Origin of the sequence: Corallococcus sp. NCSPR001 (assembly GCF_017309135.1) — a bacterium.
Lineage (GTDB): Bacteria > Myxococcota > Myxococcia > Myxococcales > Myxococcaceae > Corallococcus.
In genome coordinates, this window is record NZ_JAFIMS010000002.1 from 867,265 (window position 1) to 881,682 (window position 14,418).

Here is a 14,418-nt window from a genome sequence, read left to right on the forward strand (position 1 = left end):
ATGAAGATGCGAAGCCTGCTGTCGGGTGGAGTGCTGGCGTTGGTGCTGGGCGTGTGCCTGACGGCGTCTCCGGCGCGCGCGGACAGCAACTCGTGCAACACGGACTGCGCGACGAAGAACGGCGACACGCTCAACGCCTGCATCACCGCCTGTCCGGCGCCGGGCAGCCCGGGTGACGCGAAGGACAGCAGCCGCACCTGCTCCGCGCGCTGCGCCAAGAAGTTCCAGGCCCAGTTCAACCAGTGCAAGGCCCGCTGCCCCAAGCCGGAGGGCGACACGGGGCCGAAGTCGGGCAAGTCCGTCAAGGCCGCGCGTTCGAACCGAGGGTAGGAGGGGCGGGATGATGCGCGCGATTCATGGGGCGGCGCTGACGCTGGTGTTGGGGCTTTCCGCTCCTGCCTGGGCTCAGCGGGCCAACTTCACCTGGGACATCCCCAAGACCGTCAGCGTCGTGGACGTGCCGGGCCAGGTGGACGCCAACGGCGTGCCGGTGAAGCTGCTCGCGGTGCGCAGCAAGGAGAAGGCGCAGGTCATCCTCCAGAGCGTGGTGGACCGCTTCCAGTCCTGGGGCTTCTCGGTGGATGAGGCGTACAAGCAGCCGCAGCTGCTGCGCGAGCCGATGGTGACGGGCCTCGATACGCGCAACTTCATCTCCTACACGGCCATCCTCCAGGTGAATCCGGACGGCACCACCACGGTGTTCCTGGGGCAGGCGAACCTGGGCGCGGCGAAGGCGCCGCAGCCGGCCGGGCTGCCTGTCTTCCCCGGCGGCTCCGGGGTGCTGACGGCGCAGACGGAGGGCTCGCACACGGTGAGCTACTCGGTGCCGGGCAGGACGACCGCGGACGTGGAGGCCTTCTACCGGGAGGTGCTCACCAAGGCGGGGTTCAAGGAGATCCAACCCCGCGTGTTCAAGTCCTCCACGGAAGAGGTCTCGCTCACCCTGGGCGTCACCAAGGACGGCCCGGTGGCGGTGCGGCTGGTGCGCCGGGCCGCGGCGGCGGACGATGACATGCGCCCGGGCGAGTGACGCCAGCGGGCAAGGGAAGACGAGAGCGACATGACGACGCGTATCGCGGTGCGGGGCTGGCTGGGACTGATGGTGTTGGGCGCGGTGCTGGTGGCGCCCCAGGCGCTCGCGCAGACGTGCGACGAGAAGTGCTCCATCAACGCCGGCCCCACGATGCAGGCCTGTGTGAAGAAGTGCTCCGCCAAGGACCGGAACTGCACGGACAAGTGCACGAAGGCGTTCCAGGACGCGAAGGCGAAGTGCGCCAAGAAGTGCCCCAAGGGCAAGGGCAAGAACACGCCCCGGCCGCACACGCACGAACACGGCGACGACCACCACGACGAGTGAGTCCGCGGGTGTGATTGAAGGACCGGCGGGAGGGTGTTACGGGCGCTCAAGCCATGAGCGACGCCCCCTCCCGCAAGGACCTCGACGCCACCGTCCACCTGCCGCGCACGGAGTTCCCCATGAAGGGGAACCTGGGCCAGCTCGAACCGCGCCTGCTCGCCTGGTGGCGGGAGCAGGACGTGTGGACCCAGCTGCTCGCGAAGAACGCGGGCCGTGAGCCCTTCGTGCTGGCGGACGGGCCGCCGTACGCCAACGGCCACCTGCACGCCGGGCATGCGCTCAACAAGGTGCTGAAGGACATCGTGGTGAAGTTCCGGAACCTCTCCGGACGCCCGTGTGACTTCATCCCCGGCTGGGACACTCACGGTCTGCCCATCGAGCAGGCGGTGGAGAAGCGCCTCAAGGAACAGAAGCTGGACAAGCGCACCCTGTCGCGTGACGCGCTGCTGGAGCGCTGCCGCGAGTACGCGCTGGAGTTCGTGGACATCCAGCGCGCGGAGTTCCAGCGGCTGGGCGTCTTCGGGACGTGGGACGCGCCCTACCGGACGCTCGACTTCAGCTACGAGGCGCAGGAGGTCCGCGAGCTGGCCGCGTTCGCGCGCCGGGGCATGCTGTACCGACGCAAGAAGCCCGTGGCGTGGTGCCTCCAGGACCAGACCGCGCTCGCGGAGGCGGAGGTGGAGTACGCGGAGCACACCTCGCCGTCCGCGTACGTGGCCTTCGACGCGGGGCCGGCGCTGCTGGAGAAGCTGCCGCAGCTGAAGGGACAGCGTGTGTCCTTCGTCATCTGGACCACCACGCCGTGGACGCTGCCGGCCAACCTGGCCATCGCGGTGAACGCCGGGTTCGAATACGTCTTCTACCGGCTGGAGGACCGCGTCCTCTGCGTGGCGAAGGACCTGCTGGCGAAGGTGCTGGCGGAGGTGAAGTCGGACGAGCTCGCGGTGAAGCACGTGCAGTTGCCCACGGGCGAGGTGTCGTCACCGGCGCTGGTGGATCCGTCTCGCATCCTCGCGTACGCGACGGGCGAGGACCTGGAGCACGTGACGTATCAGCACCCGTTCCTGGAGCGGCAGGGGCGCGTGGTGCTGGGCGAGCACGTCACGTTGGACGCGGGCACGGGGCTGGTGCACACGGCGCCGGGACATGGCCAGGAGGACTACGAGGTCGGTCTGAAGTACGGCCTGGACATCTACAACCCGGTGCGCGCGGACGGCCGCTACGACGACACGGTGGGCGAGGTGCTCGCGGGCCGGCGCGTGTTCGAGGCGAACCCGGTGGTGCTGGACCTGCTGGTGCAGCGGGGCGCGCTGCTCAACGACAGGTCGGACACGCTCACGCACAGCTATCCGCACTGCTGGCGCTGCCACCAGCCGGTCATCCAGGCGGCGACGTATCAGTGGTTCATCCCGATGGATGCGCCGTTCCACGGCACGCAGACCTTCCGGCAGGTGGTGCTGGATCAGGTGGACCAGGTGCGGTGGGTGCCGTCGTGGGGACAGTCGCGTATCCGGGGCATGCTGGAGGGCCGCCCGGACTGGTGCATCAGCCGGCAGCGCAGCTGGGGCGTGCCGATTCCCATCGCGTACTGCGACGGGTGTGACGACGCGGTGGTGTCCCCGGAGGTGATGGAGCGGGTGGCGGCGGCGGTGGAGAGGGAGGGCGCGGGCGTGTGGTACCGCACGCCGGTGAAGGAGTTCCTCGGGCAGGACTTCACGTGTCCTCGCTGCGGCAAGGGTGAGTTCCACCGCGAGACGGACATCCTGGACGTGTGGTTCGACTCGGCGTGCATGGCGTCCGCGGTGCTGGCGAAGCGGCAGCGCGTGCCGGCGGACCTGTTCCTGGAGGGGAGTGATCAGCACCGGGGCTGGTTCCATTCCTCGCTGCTGGTGTCGGTGGGCACGCGCGACGTGGCGCCCTACAAGGCCTGCCTGACACACGGCTTCGTGGTGGATGGCCAGGGCGAGAAGATGTCCAAGAGCCGGGGCAACACGGTGGCGCCGGACAAGGTCATCCAGCAGTACGGCGCGGAGGTGCTGCGCCTGTGGGTGGCGGCGAGCGACTACCGCAACGACGTGCGCCTGTCGGACGCCATCCTCAAGGGGCTGTCGGAGGGCTACCGGAAGATCCGCAACACCTTGCGGTACGCGCTGGGCAACCTGCACGACTTCGACCCGGCGAAGGACGCGGTGGCCGGGGACCAGCTGTTGCCCCTGGACAAGTGGGCGCGCGGACGGCTGGCGCAGGTGGCCGCCCGAGTGCGGCAGGCGTACGAGGATTATGAGTTCCACCTCGTCTACGCGACGGTGGTGGACTTCTGCGCCAATGATTTGTCAGCCGTGTACTTCGACATCCTGAAGGACCGGCTCTACACGGCGAAGCAGGACGGAGCCGCGCGGCGGGGTGCGCAGACGGTGTTGCACGAGGCGCTCACGGTGCTGCTGCCGCTGCTGGCGCCGGTGATGAGCTTCACGGCGGAGGAGGCGTGGCAGCACCTGCCGGGCGAGCGCGCGAAGAGCGTGTTCCTGGCGGGCTTCACGGAGGTGAAGGCCACGATGCCGCCGGAGCTGGAGGCGCGCTACGCGAAGCTCTTCGCGGTGCGCAGCGCGGTGCAGGGCGTGCTGGAGGTGGCGCGGCGGGACAAGCGCATCGGCGCGTCGCTGGAGGCCCGCGTGGTGCTGAGCGCCATGGGCACGGTGCGCGGGGTGCTGGAGGCGCACCTCGCGGAGTTGCCCGGGCTGTTCATCGTGAGCCAGGTGGAGCTGGCGGATGCTCCATCTGACTCAGCGAAGGTCATGGATGTTTCACAGACCTTCGGTGACGGTGTATCGCTGTCCATAGACGTGCTTCCGGCCCTGGGCATCAAGTGCCCCCGCTGCTGGGTGTACTCCGAAGCAGTGGGGCAGGGTGGGGATGTCTGTCTCAAGTGCCGTGAGGCATTGAGCTGAACTCAGGGCGCCTGCTTCCGGGGCAGCTTGAGGGTTCGCCCGGGTGTGGCCTGCGGCAGCCAGGTCTGTCCGTCCTTCTGGCGTTCAGCCCCCAGCGTCATCGACGCGCCCTTGGCTTCAGGCTGGATCTCCCAGGTGACGTCCCACTCGATGGGCTTCTGGCCCCATGCGAGGGTGGCGGAGAGGCTCTCCACGACCTCGTTCCCCAAGGTGATGAACTTCAATTGCTCGTGGAACCGCCGCTCCTTCGTCGACATGGGGAACGTGAAGAAGCGATCCGGGAGCGCGGGGATGGTGGGGACTTCGGCCGTCACGGATTGGGACTCCTCCGACTGACCGACCTTGCGGCTCGCAATCTGCTGCTCCCCCGCTGGGACGAGGCCGTCATTCGGATCCGGAAGAAGCCGTGGAAGTGCAAGTTGTCGGACCACTCAAGGTGTTGGCCATCCCGCTCCCAGCTCCCCCGGGAGGTGGCCTTGAGCGTGTAGACGCCCAACATGTCGCCAGGCGGAAGGGATTGGGCTGACAGGGATTTGTCATGCGTCCGCAGTCTCCAGCCTTCTCAGCGTCTCCACCAGGTTCTGCATGCGTTCATGGTGCGTGCCGGGCCAGAAGACGCGCTGGCAGCCGGGGCACTGCTGGAAGTGTCTGTGGCGCTGGGTCACGCCCTCCGGGACGCGGCCCTGCACTTCTTCCGGTGTCGCGGTGGACAGCGGCGCGTTGCACGCGATGCAGCGGGAGAAAGGCCTCATGCGGGACGTCAGGCCATACCTCCGCACCACCTCCACCAGCTGGTGCGCCGGATCCGTCTCTCGCGGGAAGTAGCCGTGCACCACCTCCGAGCGCTTCAGCACGCCCAGGTCCCGCGTCAGCAGCACCCGCTCCTCGTCGTGGGACAGGCGCGCCAGCTGGTCGTCCGCGTAGTCGTTGCGCCAGAGCGTGTCGAAGCCGAGCATCCGCAGGAAGCCCGACAGCCTCCCCAACCCCACGTCCAGGATGAAGCGCGGCATCTCCGGGAGGGGCGGCCCCACTCGCGCCACGCGCGGTGCGGAGGGATCCGTCGCCGGATACACGTCCAGGTTCGTGCCCTCCTGCGCGCGGTGCGCGAAGCCCACCGGCTCTCCGTCCACCAACACCACGTCTACTTCCGGATGCGGTGGGCCCAGCGACTCGATGAGGTCCTTCACCGACGGGCTGCCCTGCAGGACGTGCGTGAACGCCTGGCCCCGGCGCTCCGGTGCGACGAAGTCGTTCAGTGCGCCGTGGATCCGCACCGTGAGCTGCCGTGGTGACATCCTGATTCCTCACGTCCTGCTGCGTCGTAGCCAATTCCCGTGATGTCTTGCGTTGAATCCCCACCTTCCCCAGCTGTGGGTCGGTGAAACTCTCGGATTCTTGAAACACGGTGACGCAATCCTCACGGGCCGTCAGGGGACAGCCTTCTTGCAAAGTTCTATAATCACGCGCCAGTCGGCGTGCCGAAGCCGATGGGTCACCCCCTAGACACCCTCGGAAGCAAGGATCCAGGCCCTGCATGGCAATGAAGCTCTCCCCGTTCCTCCGCCCCTTCGTGGCGGTGGGTTTCCTGGCCCTCGCTTGCGGCGAGGGTGATGAGCCCATCACTCCTCCGGACTCGGGGACCTCCGTGGATGCCGGGACCCGCACCGACGCGGGCACCACCGTCGATGACGCGGGCTCCGACGCGGGACAGGCCACGGACGACGCGGGCACCACCGAGGACGCTGGAACCGACGTGGACCCGGGCACCGAGGACGGCGGCACCGCGGAGGACGCGGGCTCGACGGTCGACGCTGGCACCACGACCGACGCTGGCACCACGACCGACGCTGGCACCGCGGAGGACGCGGGCACCACGATCGATGCTGGTTCCACCACCGACGCGGGCTCCTCCACCGATGCGGGCTCTCCGACGGACGGTGGCTCCGCGGACTCGGGCACGATTGGCGAGACGGACACGGACGGCGGCTACACGCAGATCCGCCTGATGGCCGCCAATCTCTCCAGCGGCAACGGTCAGGACTACGACCCGGGCCACGGCATCCGGCTGATGCAGGGCGTGAAGCCCGACATCGTGATGATCCAGGAGTTCAACTACAAGTCGGACTCGGCCGCGGACATGCGCTCCATGGTCGACATGATTGGCGCGGGCTTCCACTACTACCGCGAGACCGGCGCGCAGATCCCCAACGGCATCATCAGCCGCTACCCCATCATCGAGTCGGGCGAGTGGACGGACTCCAAGGTCTCCAACCGCGACTTCGCCTGGGCGCGCATCGACATCCCCGGGCCGCGTGACCTCTGGGCCGTCAGCGTCCACCTGCTCACCACCAGCTCCAGCAACCGCAACGCGGAAGCCACCCAGCTCGTGGGCTACATCAAGGGGAAGATCCCCGAGGGCGACTACCTGGCCATCGGCGGCGACTTCAACACCGACTCCCGCTCCGAGGCGTGCATCACCACCTTCAAGCAGGTGGTCGACACCGCGGGCCCGCACCCGGTGGACAAGAACGGCAAGGACGGCACCAATGCCAGCCGCAGCAAGCCGTATGACCACGTGCTCGTGGACTCCGACCTGCGCCAGTACCAGGTGCCCACCGTCATCGGGAGCAGCACCTTCAACAACGGCCTGGTGCTCGACAGCCGCGTGTACACGCCCATCTCGGAGATCTACCCGGCGCTGAACTCCGACAGCGGCGCGTCCAGCATGCAGCACATGGGCGTCATCAAGACGTTCCGCACGCCCAACTTCTAACGGGCGCGTGGCAGGCAACGCGGGCCGGTCATCGGGAGCTCCCCGGTGCCCGGCCCGTGCCGTTTCAGAGCAGGTCGCTCCACTTGTGCCGGTTGCGCTCCAGGAAGCGCGCCACCGGCGGGATGCGCGCCACCAGCGGCGTCAGCACGAACACCGCGCCCAGCCGCAGCGGCTTGATGACCTGCGTGGCCACGTAGGCAGCGCCCCACGCTCCCGCCTGCGCGCCCGCGCCCTCCGGTTGAAATCCGGCGCGGATGGCCGCCCAGAAGCCCACCAACGACAGGCCGAAGCTCAGCCAGTACAGGGCGAAGGCCACCGGGCCGTACTCCAGCAGCAGCGCCTTGAAGCGGGCCATCAACGTCGGCTTCGCCGCCGGAGGCGTGGTGGTGCCGGGTGGGGCAATGTCGGGAGTGGAAGGTTTCACGTCGGGCTCAACAGGCGCCATGGGCGCACCATGCCCGAAACAGGCGGACTCCGGGAGTAAGTGGGCAGGCGGGCCCAGCCCCGGGTCCGGGTTGTCAGGGCTCCCGGGGGCGCGATAGAGGTTCGGCTAACGCATGAAAGCCTCCCTCCGCCTCCTCCTCGTGGTGGTCCTCGCCGTGCTGGCGGCGGATCAGGTGACCAAGTACCTGGCCGTGTCCCGGCTGACGGAAGCGCTGGATGGCCGCGAGGGCCTCTCGCGTGTGTCCGGCTTCCTGAGCGAGCAGAACCTGGACAACGACCCTCCGGTGGAGGGCGTGTTCCGCAAGAACACGCGGCCGTACCGCTTCATCGAGGACTACTGGCACTTCCGCTACGTGGAGAACCCGGGCGCGGCGTGGGGCATGTTCTCCAGCCTGCCGGAGACGGCGCGCAAGGCGTTCTTCCACGTGGTGAGCCTGGTGGCGCTGGGCTTCATCCTGACGCTGTACCGGAAGACGGAGCCGTCGCAGAAGGCGGTGCGCGTGGCGCTGGCGCTCATCACCGGCGGCGCGCTGGGCAACTTCGTGGACCGGCTCATCCGGGGCTACGTCATCGACTTCATCGACTGGCACTGGCGCAACCAGCCAGGCATGCGCTGGCCCACGTTCAACGTGGCGGACGCGGCCATCTGCGTGGGCGTGGCGCTGATGCTGCTGGACTCGCTGCGCCGTCCGGAAGCGGCCGCCGCGCAGCCCCTGCCCCAGGGCAGCAGCCCGCAGCCGTGACGCGCGGGGGTGGGCTGGTATAAGCCCTCTTCGTGCCGCGCAAATACGTCATCCTCCTCGCCCTCTCGCTGGGCGTCATCGTGCTGGACCAGTGGACGAAGTACCTGGTCGTGCGCGATCTCACCACCCGCTTCGACGGGGCCACCACGCTGTCTCAGCGGCTGGGCGCGTTCTACTCGCCCGCGCAAGAACCGGGCTTCCGGGGCCTGCACTTCCAGCCGAAGACGCACGTGGAGGTCGCGGAGAACTTCTTCCGCCTGCGCTACGCGGAGAACCCGGGCGCGGCGTGGGGCATGTTCAGGAACCTGCCCCCGGACGTGCGCGGCCCGCTCTTCCACCTGGTGAGCGTGGGCGCGGTGCTGCTCATCGTCTTCTACTTCCGGAAGCTGTCCGGCACGGACCCCGCGGAGGTGTGGGCGCTGTGGGGCCTGCCGCTGGTGCTGGGCGGCGCGTTGGGCAACTACATCGACCGCGTGGCGCGGGCCTTCGTCATCGATTTCCTGGAGGCCCATTGGTACGACAAGGCCGCCTGGCCGTCGTTCAACGTCGCGGACATGGCCATCTGCATCGGCGTGGGCATGCTCGTGGTGGATGCCTTCGTGCGCAAGGAGAAGCCGGAGGCCTCCACGCCCGCGAAGGCTTCATGAAGGTCTAAAGGTCTAGAGGTCCCCATGCTCCCCGTCCTGCTGCGCCTGTCCTTCACCACGCTGTGGATGCAGCTCTTGCTGTACGCCGCCGCGGTGGGGGTGGTGGCCTCCGTCGCCGTCAACGGCTGGAAGGGCACGCTGGGGCCGGTGGACGCGGCGACGGGCCAGGAGGGCCCCGCGCCGCTCCAGGACAAGCTGCTGCGCGCGGTGGGGTTCGCGGCGGTGGGCGGCTTTCTCGCGTACTTCGGCCTGAAGTACGCGCTGCCCGAGGACGCCTTTCCCGGCGGCAAGGGCGAGGGCATCCCGCTGCACACCTACGGCATCCTGCTGGCCGCGGGCTTCGTCACCGCGGTGTCGGTGGCGGGCCGGCTGGCGCAGGACGAGTGGCGCCGCGTGACGCTGGTGCCGGGCAAGGGCCAGGTGGACACGGAGGGGCCCCAGAAGCGCGAGCAGGTCATAGACCTGGCGTTCTGGGTGCTGGTGGGTGGTCTCGTGGGCAGCCGCGCGCTGTTCGTGCTGGTGAACTGGCAGGACTACGCGCGCGACTGGACGCAGGCCTTCTCCCTGGGCGGCGGGCTGGTGTTCTACGGCGGCCTCATTGGCGCGGGACTGGCGGCGTACCTCTTCGCCCGCAAGCACGACCTGGACTTCATGCGGCTGGCGGACGTGTGCATCCCCACCGTGTCGCTGGGGCAGTGCCTGGGGCGCCTGGGGTGCTTCTCCGCCGGGTGCTGCTGGGGCGACATGGCCGGGAGCCACTCGCACACGGGCGTCACCTTCCCGGGCTCGGGGCTGGCCCAGGACCTGTTCGGCCGGCTGGGGGGCGCGTCCAGCCTGGCGTACGGCTCACAGGCCGGGGATGGTCGCTATGTGGTGGAGGCCACCGGTCAGGTGCTCCACGCGTGGGCGCCGGGCGCGGTGCGCATCTCCGACTGGGTGGCCCAGCACGGCACGACGTTGCCGGTGTACCCCACGCAGCTCTTCGAGTCGGTGGGGCAGCTGGTGCTCTTCGTGGTGCTCCTGTACGCGCGCCGCTTCCGCCGCTTCCACGGGCACATCTTCGCCCTGTGGCTGATGGCCTACGCCTGCCTGCGCACCACGGTGGAGCTGTTCCGGGGCGACGTGGAGCGCGGCACCCTGCACGGCCTGCTGGAGTCGCTGGGGGCCCAGGGCCTGGCCGGGGCGGTGCCCCTGGAGGCCTGGTACAACGTGTCCACCAGCCAGTTCATCTCCCTGTGCATGTTCACCTTCGGTGCGCTGCTGATGGCCCGCCACCGACCGGCGGGTGAGACCGCTGGCCTGGGGCCTACACCGTCGGCGGCCTGAGGTTGCGAGCCGCGCCCGGGTTGGGGACACTCCGGGGAACATGCCGCCGCCCGACAACGCACGGCCCGCCGCCAAAGGTGGGGCCCGGCCCGCGCAACAGGACGCCAGTTCCTCCAGCGAAGCCGCCCTCCAACAATGCGAGGAGCTGGAGGCGGCCATCGCGGAGCTGCGCCACAGCTACGAGCAGTACTTCCTGGGCATGGAGCGGCAGGCGCCCATCCGCGCGCATGAGGACCTGAAGAAGCGGATGCTGAAGCTCAAGGGGGCCTTCATCCGCAGCACGTCGGTGAAGTTCCGCGTGCAGAGCCTCCACAACAAGTTCCTCACCTACGAGCGGCTGTGGGTGCGCACGCTCCAGGAGATTGAAGCCGGCACCTACCGCCGCGACCTGGCCAAGGCCCGCCGCCGCTCCGGGACGAAGCAGGCCAGTGCCACGGGCGAGCGCCCGAAGGGCGTGGTGGAGATCCCCGAAGAAGTCGACGACATGGACTTCGAGGAGATTGAAGAGCTCACCGGCCGCCGTCCCATCAACGAGCCGAAGCTCGCCTCGGAGTACCTGGCGGAGCAGCAGTCCCCGAGCGGCACGCCCTTCCGGGGGACTCCGGCGGCGGCGCCCGTCGCGGCGCAGCCGGCCGGCGCGCCCCGGGGGACGCCCGCGGGGCTGGTGCCGCCGAAGCAGTCCGCTCCGGCTGTCTCCCCCGTGAGCGGGCTGCCGTCCATCGCGCCCGTGGGGACCCCGGCGGCGGGACGTCCGGCCGTGCCTCCGGGCATGGCCACCAGGGCTCCCGCCGCGGCTCCGCAGCAGCCTGCGCGTCCGGCGGCTCCCGCGGCGGCGGCGCCCCGGCCCGCGGCGGCCGGCCCTGGTGGCGGCATGTCCGACGACAAGCTGCGCGCGGTGTACGACGCGTACGTCACCGCGAAGCGCCGCTGCCAGGAGGACACGTCCAAACTGTCCTACGAGTCGGTGGCCGCCACGCTGCGCAAGCAGGTGCCGGAGTTGCTCAAGCAGCACAACGCGAAGGCCGTGGAGTTCAAGGTCGTCATCAAGGACGGCAAGGCCTCGCTCAAGGCCGTGCCCAAGTAGCGGAAGGCACGGCATGAACCACGACCTGGAGTCGCTCAAGGCGCGGGTGGCGCGCCTGTCGGTGATGATCTTCGACATCGACGGCACGCTCACCGACGGCCGCATCTTCTGGGTGCCCAACTCCGGCTGGACGCAGATGTACAGCGTGCGTGACGGCATGGGCATCAAGCGCCTGCAGGAGGTGGGCATCGAGGTGGCCGCCATCTCCGGCGGCGACAGCCTCTCCGCGCAGATGCGCATGCAGTCGCTGGGCTTGCGCCACGTGCACTTCGGCAGCCAGGACAAGGTGGCGCACTTCGAGAAGCTGCTCGGCATCCTCAACGTGTCCGCGGAGAACTGCGGCTACATGGGTGACGAGGTGGTGGACCTGCCGCTGCTCAACGCGGTGGGCTTCTCCGCCACGGTGCCGGAAGCGCCGGACGAGGTGCGCGCGCAGGTGCACTACGTGGCCCAGCGCGCCGCGGGCTTCGGCGCCGCGCGCGAGGTGTGTGAGTTCATCCTGCGGCACCGGACGCGCGTCGCGCCGTGATGTGAAGAGGGGGAAGCACCGCATGAAGTGGGGGATGTGGTTCGCGGGAGTCCTGTGCCTCGCGGGGTGCGCGAGCACGCGGCCCGTGAAGGGCGAAGCCGTCGTGAAGTGCGTCATCACGAAGGCCGGCCGGGCCGAGGGATGCGAGGTCAAGAAGCGGGACGGCGCCGTCAGCGACGATCAACTCAACGAGGCCCTGCGCCTCATCCATGCGCGCGAGTACCCACCCGTCCGCTACAACGGGAAGCCGGTGGACATGCCCTACACCTTCCGCTTCACGTACCGGGATCCGCTCCCCACGGACGGCGGGGTGTCAGTGACGCCAGCGGAGCCGTGACGGCTATTTCCAGTCGCGCACCAGCGCGCCGTCCCTGCCGGTGACCGGGTCCGCTGGCGGCACCGGCACCTGCGCGATGCGCTTCACGGAGTCATCGTGCGTCGCCGCGTCCGGGCGCTGCAGGTCCCACTGGCCGTGGCCTTCCGGATAGGCGCCCACGACGAGGAAATCGCCGCTCGACTCCACACGCTTGTGGCCGGTGCCCGCGGGCAGCACCACCACGTCACCGGCCTGCACGCTGACGACCTGTCCCGCTTCACCGCCGAGCATCAGCTTCGCGCTGCCCTTCGCCACGCCCAGCACCTCGTGCGCGGTGGAGTGGTAGTGGTGGAAGTCGTAGACGCCGGAGCGCCACTGCGGCGGCCAGCCGTTCGCCTCGAAGCGCTTTTCGAACGCGGCGGCCAGGTCACCCTCGCGCGGAAGGGCCGCGCGGTACACCAGCACCGGGAAGCGGCTGTTGGGCACCTTGCCGTCATCCTTGAACGTGAGCCGAGTGGGCACCGCCGCCTTCGCGTCCGCGTGCGCGTCGACGGACGCCAGTGACAGCGCCGCGCCCGCGATGGCGCCGGACATCCAGCGCGCGCTGCCGGGCTTCGATGAATCCTTCATCGCCTTCCTCCCGTGGGCATGACCTTCCCAACCTGGGACAGGCCCGGGCCGTGCGCAACGAAATGGATTCACGGGCCTTCTGCCTCACCGTCAAACCGGTGGGATGGGAAAAAGGCCCAAACGTTCGCTCCTGGAAACGCCTACCTCCCCGGCTGGCGTTCGGGTTGTCGCTCCCAGGGCCCGTTCCTACCTTGCGCTGCCTGATGGCCGGTGGACGGCCCGAGACACCTGGGAGGCGACGTGGGGATGCGGCGGATGTGGCTCGGAATGGCGGTGACCGTGGGGCTCGCCGTGTCCACCGGATGCGGGCAGTCCCCGGAGGACTCCGAAGCGCGGCTCGCGGTCCTGGAGGCCGAGGGCAAGCAGATGGACCAGGCCCTGGACGCGGTCGAGGACCGGCTCCTGGGCAGCCAGGGCCGGCTCGCCATGTGGAACGAATTGGGGCGGCGTCACCAGGAGGTGAGCGCCATCCAGTGCAAGGTGGCCGACGCCCACATGGCCGCCATCCTCAAGCACGAGGACAAGCAGAACCAGAAGGCGCGGATGCTGAAGCAGCGCAACTCCATGGCCTCCGTGGACACCGCCGTGCTCACGTCCGGCAAGGCGCCCACGCAGCAGCGCAGCAACTGACGTCGCGCGCCTCTAGCCGGGGATGCGCGCGGTGCGCTCGCGCATGCGCTTCTCCACCGCGATGACGCCCCGGAGGAAAATCCCGGGCGCCAGCCGCCGCAGCCGCCAGAACCAGCGCGCGTCCGCCATGGGCAGCACGTGCGGCGCGTTCCGGTCCACCGCCTTGAGCAGCCGCTCGGCGACCCACTCCGGTCCAATCTTCGACTGGTCCACCAGCTTCACGCTCATGCGGCGCGTCTCCGGGTCGGAGTAGGGCGCGGCCGCGGAGGCGATGTTCGTGCGGAAGAACGTGGGGCACGCCACCGTGACGCCCAGTCCCAGCGGCTGCAGCTCCGCGTAGAGCGTCTCCGACAGCGCGACCACCGCGGCCTTGGACGTGTTGTAGGCCGCCAGGTTCGGCGCGTACACGAGCCCCGCAGCGGACGCGATGTTGAGCACGTGCCCGGAGCCCTGCTTCTTCAGGCGCGGCACGAACGCGTGGCAGCCGTGGATGACGCCCCACAGGTTCACGTCCAGCACGCGCTTCCATTCCGACAGGGGCAGCGTGCCCACCGCGCCTCCGGTGGCGACGCCCGCGTTGTTCACCACCAGGTCCACGCCGCCGAACGCCTCGTCCGTGGCGCGCGCCAGCGCCTCCACCGCGTCCGGGTCCGTCACGTCGCACGGGTGCACGCGCGCCTCGCCGCCCAGCTCCGTGACGCGGCGGGCGGTCTCCTCCGCGCTGGCCGCGTTCATGTCCGACACCATGACCCGCGCCTGCCGGGCCGCCAGCGCTTCACACAACGCGCGGCCCAGGCCGCTGCCGGCGCCTGTCACCACCGCGCGAGGACGAGAGGGAAGGCTCATGGTTTTCGGACTCCTGGTGCGAGAGGGGGAGGGCGTGACGCGGCAGGGCTAGCACAGCGGGCGAAACCCGGGGAACTCCCGCTTCCAGACGGGCGGGCAGGCGGGCGCACGGTTCGTGACCCGGGGTCGGAAGTTGGCTAGAACC

General features: G+C 69.4%; 17 protein-coding genes. 12 read left to right on the plus strand and 5 right to left on the minus strand.

Annotated features, from left to right (window positions below; all coding sequences use genetic code 11):
• Genes JYJ93_RS05580 through ileS form a run of 4 tightly spaced genes read left to right on the plus strand, consistent with a single transcriptional unit; the run spans window position 1 to window position 4,305 of the window.
• Window positions 1-330, plus strand: coding sequence for a hypothetical protein (locus JYJ93_RS05580; RefSeq protein ID WP_206787065.1), 330 nt, complete (start codon window positions 1-3; stop codon window positions 328-330).
• Window positions 331-340: 10 nt separating this feature from the next.
• A complete protein-coding gene (locus JYJ93_RS05585) occupies window positions 341-1,030 on the plus strand; it encodes a hypothetical protein (protein WP_206787066.1) in 690 nt (229 codons plus the stop codon).
• Between the two features lie 30 nt (window positions 1,031-1,060).
• Window positions 1,061-1,357, plus strand: a complete 297-nt coding sequence (locus JYJ93_RS05590; protein ID WP_206787068.1) for a hypothetical protein — start codon at window positions 1,061-1,063, stop codon at window positions 1,355-1,357.
• Window positions 1,358-1,410: 53 nt separating this feature from the next.
• Window positions 1,411-4,305 carry an isoleucine--tRNA ligase gene (gene ileS / locus JYJ93_RS05595; RefSeq protein ID WP_206787070.1) on the plus strand — a complete coding sequence of 965 codons (2,895 nt, stop codon included), beginning with the start codon at window positions 1,411-1,413 and terminating at the stop codon, window positions 4,303-4,305.
• Window positions 4,306-4,307: 2 nt separating this feature from the next.
• Here ileS and JYJ93_RS05600 read toward each other — a convergent pair whose 3' ends face one another.
• Window positions 4,308-4,619, minus strand: coding sequence for a hypothetical protein (locus JYJ93_RS05600; RefSeq protein ID WP_206787072.1), 312 nt, complete (start codon window positions 4,617-4,619; stop codon window positions 4,308-4,310).
• Window positions 4,620-4,841: 222 nt separating this feature from the next.
• Window positions 4,842-5,600: a Mut7-C RNAse domain-containing protein gene (locus JYJ93_RS05605; protein ID WP_206787073.1), complete on the minus strand. Its 759-nt coding sequence runs from the start codon at window positions 5,598-5,600 to the stop codon at window positions 4,842-4,844.
• Window positions 5,601-5,839: 239 nt separating this feature from the next.
• Between JYJ93_RS05605 and JYJ93_RS05610 the strand changes: the two genes are divergently transcribed.
• A complete protein-coding gene (locus JYJ93_RS05610; RefSeq protein ID WP_206787075.1) occupies window positions 5,840-7,078 on the plus strand; it encodes an endonuclease/exonuclease/phosphatase family protein in 1,239 nt (412 codons plus the stop codon).
• Window positions 7,079-7,142: 64 nt separating this feature from the next.
• Here the strand turns inward: JYJ93_RS05610 and JYJ93_RS05615 are convergent, their stop codons facing one another.
• Complete coding sequence (locus JYJ93_RS05615) at window positions 7,143-7,502, minus strand: hypothetical protein (RefSeq protein ID WP_269012855.1); 360 nt, start codon at window positions 7,500-7,502, stop codon at window positions 7,143-7,145.
• 133 nt (window positions 7,503-7,635) lie between these two features.
• Between JYJ93_RS05615 and lspA (JYJ93_RS05620) the strand changes: the two genes are divergently transcribed.
• Genes lspA (JYJ93_RS05620) through JYJ93_RS05645 form a run of 6 tightly spaced genes read left to right on the plus strand, consistent with a single transcriptional unit; the run spans window position 7,636 to window position 12,188 of the window.
• Window positions 7,636-8,265 carry a signal peptidase II gene (lspA, locus tag JYJ93_RS05620; RefSeq protein ID WP_206787079.1) on the plus strand — a complete coding sequence of 210 codons (630 nt, stop codon included), beginning with the start codon at window positions 7,636-7,638 and terminating at the stop codon, window positions 8,263-8,265.
• A gap of 32 nt (window positions 8,266-8,297) precedes the next feature.
• Window positions 8,298-8,912 (plus strand): signal peptidase II, encoded by a 615-nt coding sequence (gene lspA, locus JYJ93_RS05625; RefSeq protein ID WP_206787081.1) that lies wholly within the window; start codon window positions 8,298-8,300, stop codon window positions 8,910-8,912.
• 24 nt (window positions 8,913-8,936) lie between these two features.
• Complete coding sequence (locus tag JYJ93_RS05630) at window positions 8,937-10,238, plus strand: prolipoprotein diacylglyceryl transferase (protein ID WP_206787083.1); 1,302 nt, start codon at window positions 8,937-8,939, stop codon at window positions 10,236-10,238.
• 40 nt (window positions 10,239-10,278) lie between these two features.
• A complete protein-coding gene (locus JYJ93_RS05635; RefSeq protein WP_206787086.1) occupies window positions 10,279-11,322 on the plus strand; it encodes an MXAN_5187 C-terminal domain-containing protein in 1,044 nt (347 codons plus the stop codon).
• 13 nt (window positions 11,323-11,335) lie between these two features.
• Window positions 11,336-11,851: an HAD hydrolase family protein gene (locus JYJ93_RS05640; RefSeq protein WP_206787087.1), complete on the plus strand. Its 516-nt coding sequence runs from the start codon at window positions 11,336-11,338 to the stop codon at window positions 11,849-11,851.
• Window positions 11,852-11,873: 22 nt separating this feature from the next.
• Window positions 11,874-12,188 (plus strand): energy transducer TonB, encoded by a 315-nt coding sequence (locus JYJ93_RS05645; RefSeq protein WP_206787089.1) that lies wholly within the window; start codon window positions 11,874-11,876, stop codon window positions 12,186-12,188.
• A 3-nt stretch (window positions 12,189-12,191) separates the two neighbouring features.
• Here JYJ93_RS05645 and JYJ93_RS05650 read toward each other — a convergent pair whose 3' ends face one another.
• Window positions 12,192-12,797 (minus strand): cupin domain-containing protein, encoded by a 606-nt coding sequence (locus JYJ93_RS05650; protein ID WP_206787092.1) that lies wholly within the window; start codon window positions 12,795-12,797, stop codon window positions 12,192-12,194.
• Between the two features lie 255 nt (window positions 12,798-13,052).
• Between JYJ93_RS05650 and JYJ93_RS05655 the strand changes: the two genes are divergently transcribed.
• Entirely contained in the window at window positions 13,053-13,427 is a 375-nt protein-coding gene (locus JYJ93_RS05655) for a hypothetical protein (protein ID WP_242543677.1), read from the plus strand.
• Window positions 13,428-13,439: 12 nt separating this feature from the next.
• On the opposite strand, the gene JYJ93_RS05660 is transcribed toward JYJ93_RS05655, so the two are convergent.
• Window positions 13,440-14,273 (minus strand): SDR family NAD(P)-dependent oxidoreductase, encoded by an 834-nt coding sequence (locus tag JYJ93_RS05660; RefSeq protein ID WP_206787093.1) that lies wholly within the window; start codon window positions 14,271-14,273, stop codon window positions 13,440-13,442.
• Window positions 14,274-14,418 lie beyond the last annotated feature (145 nt).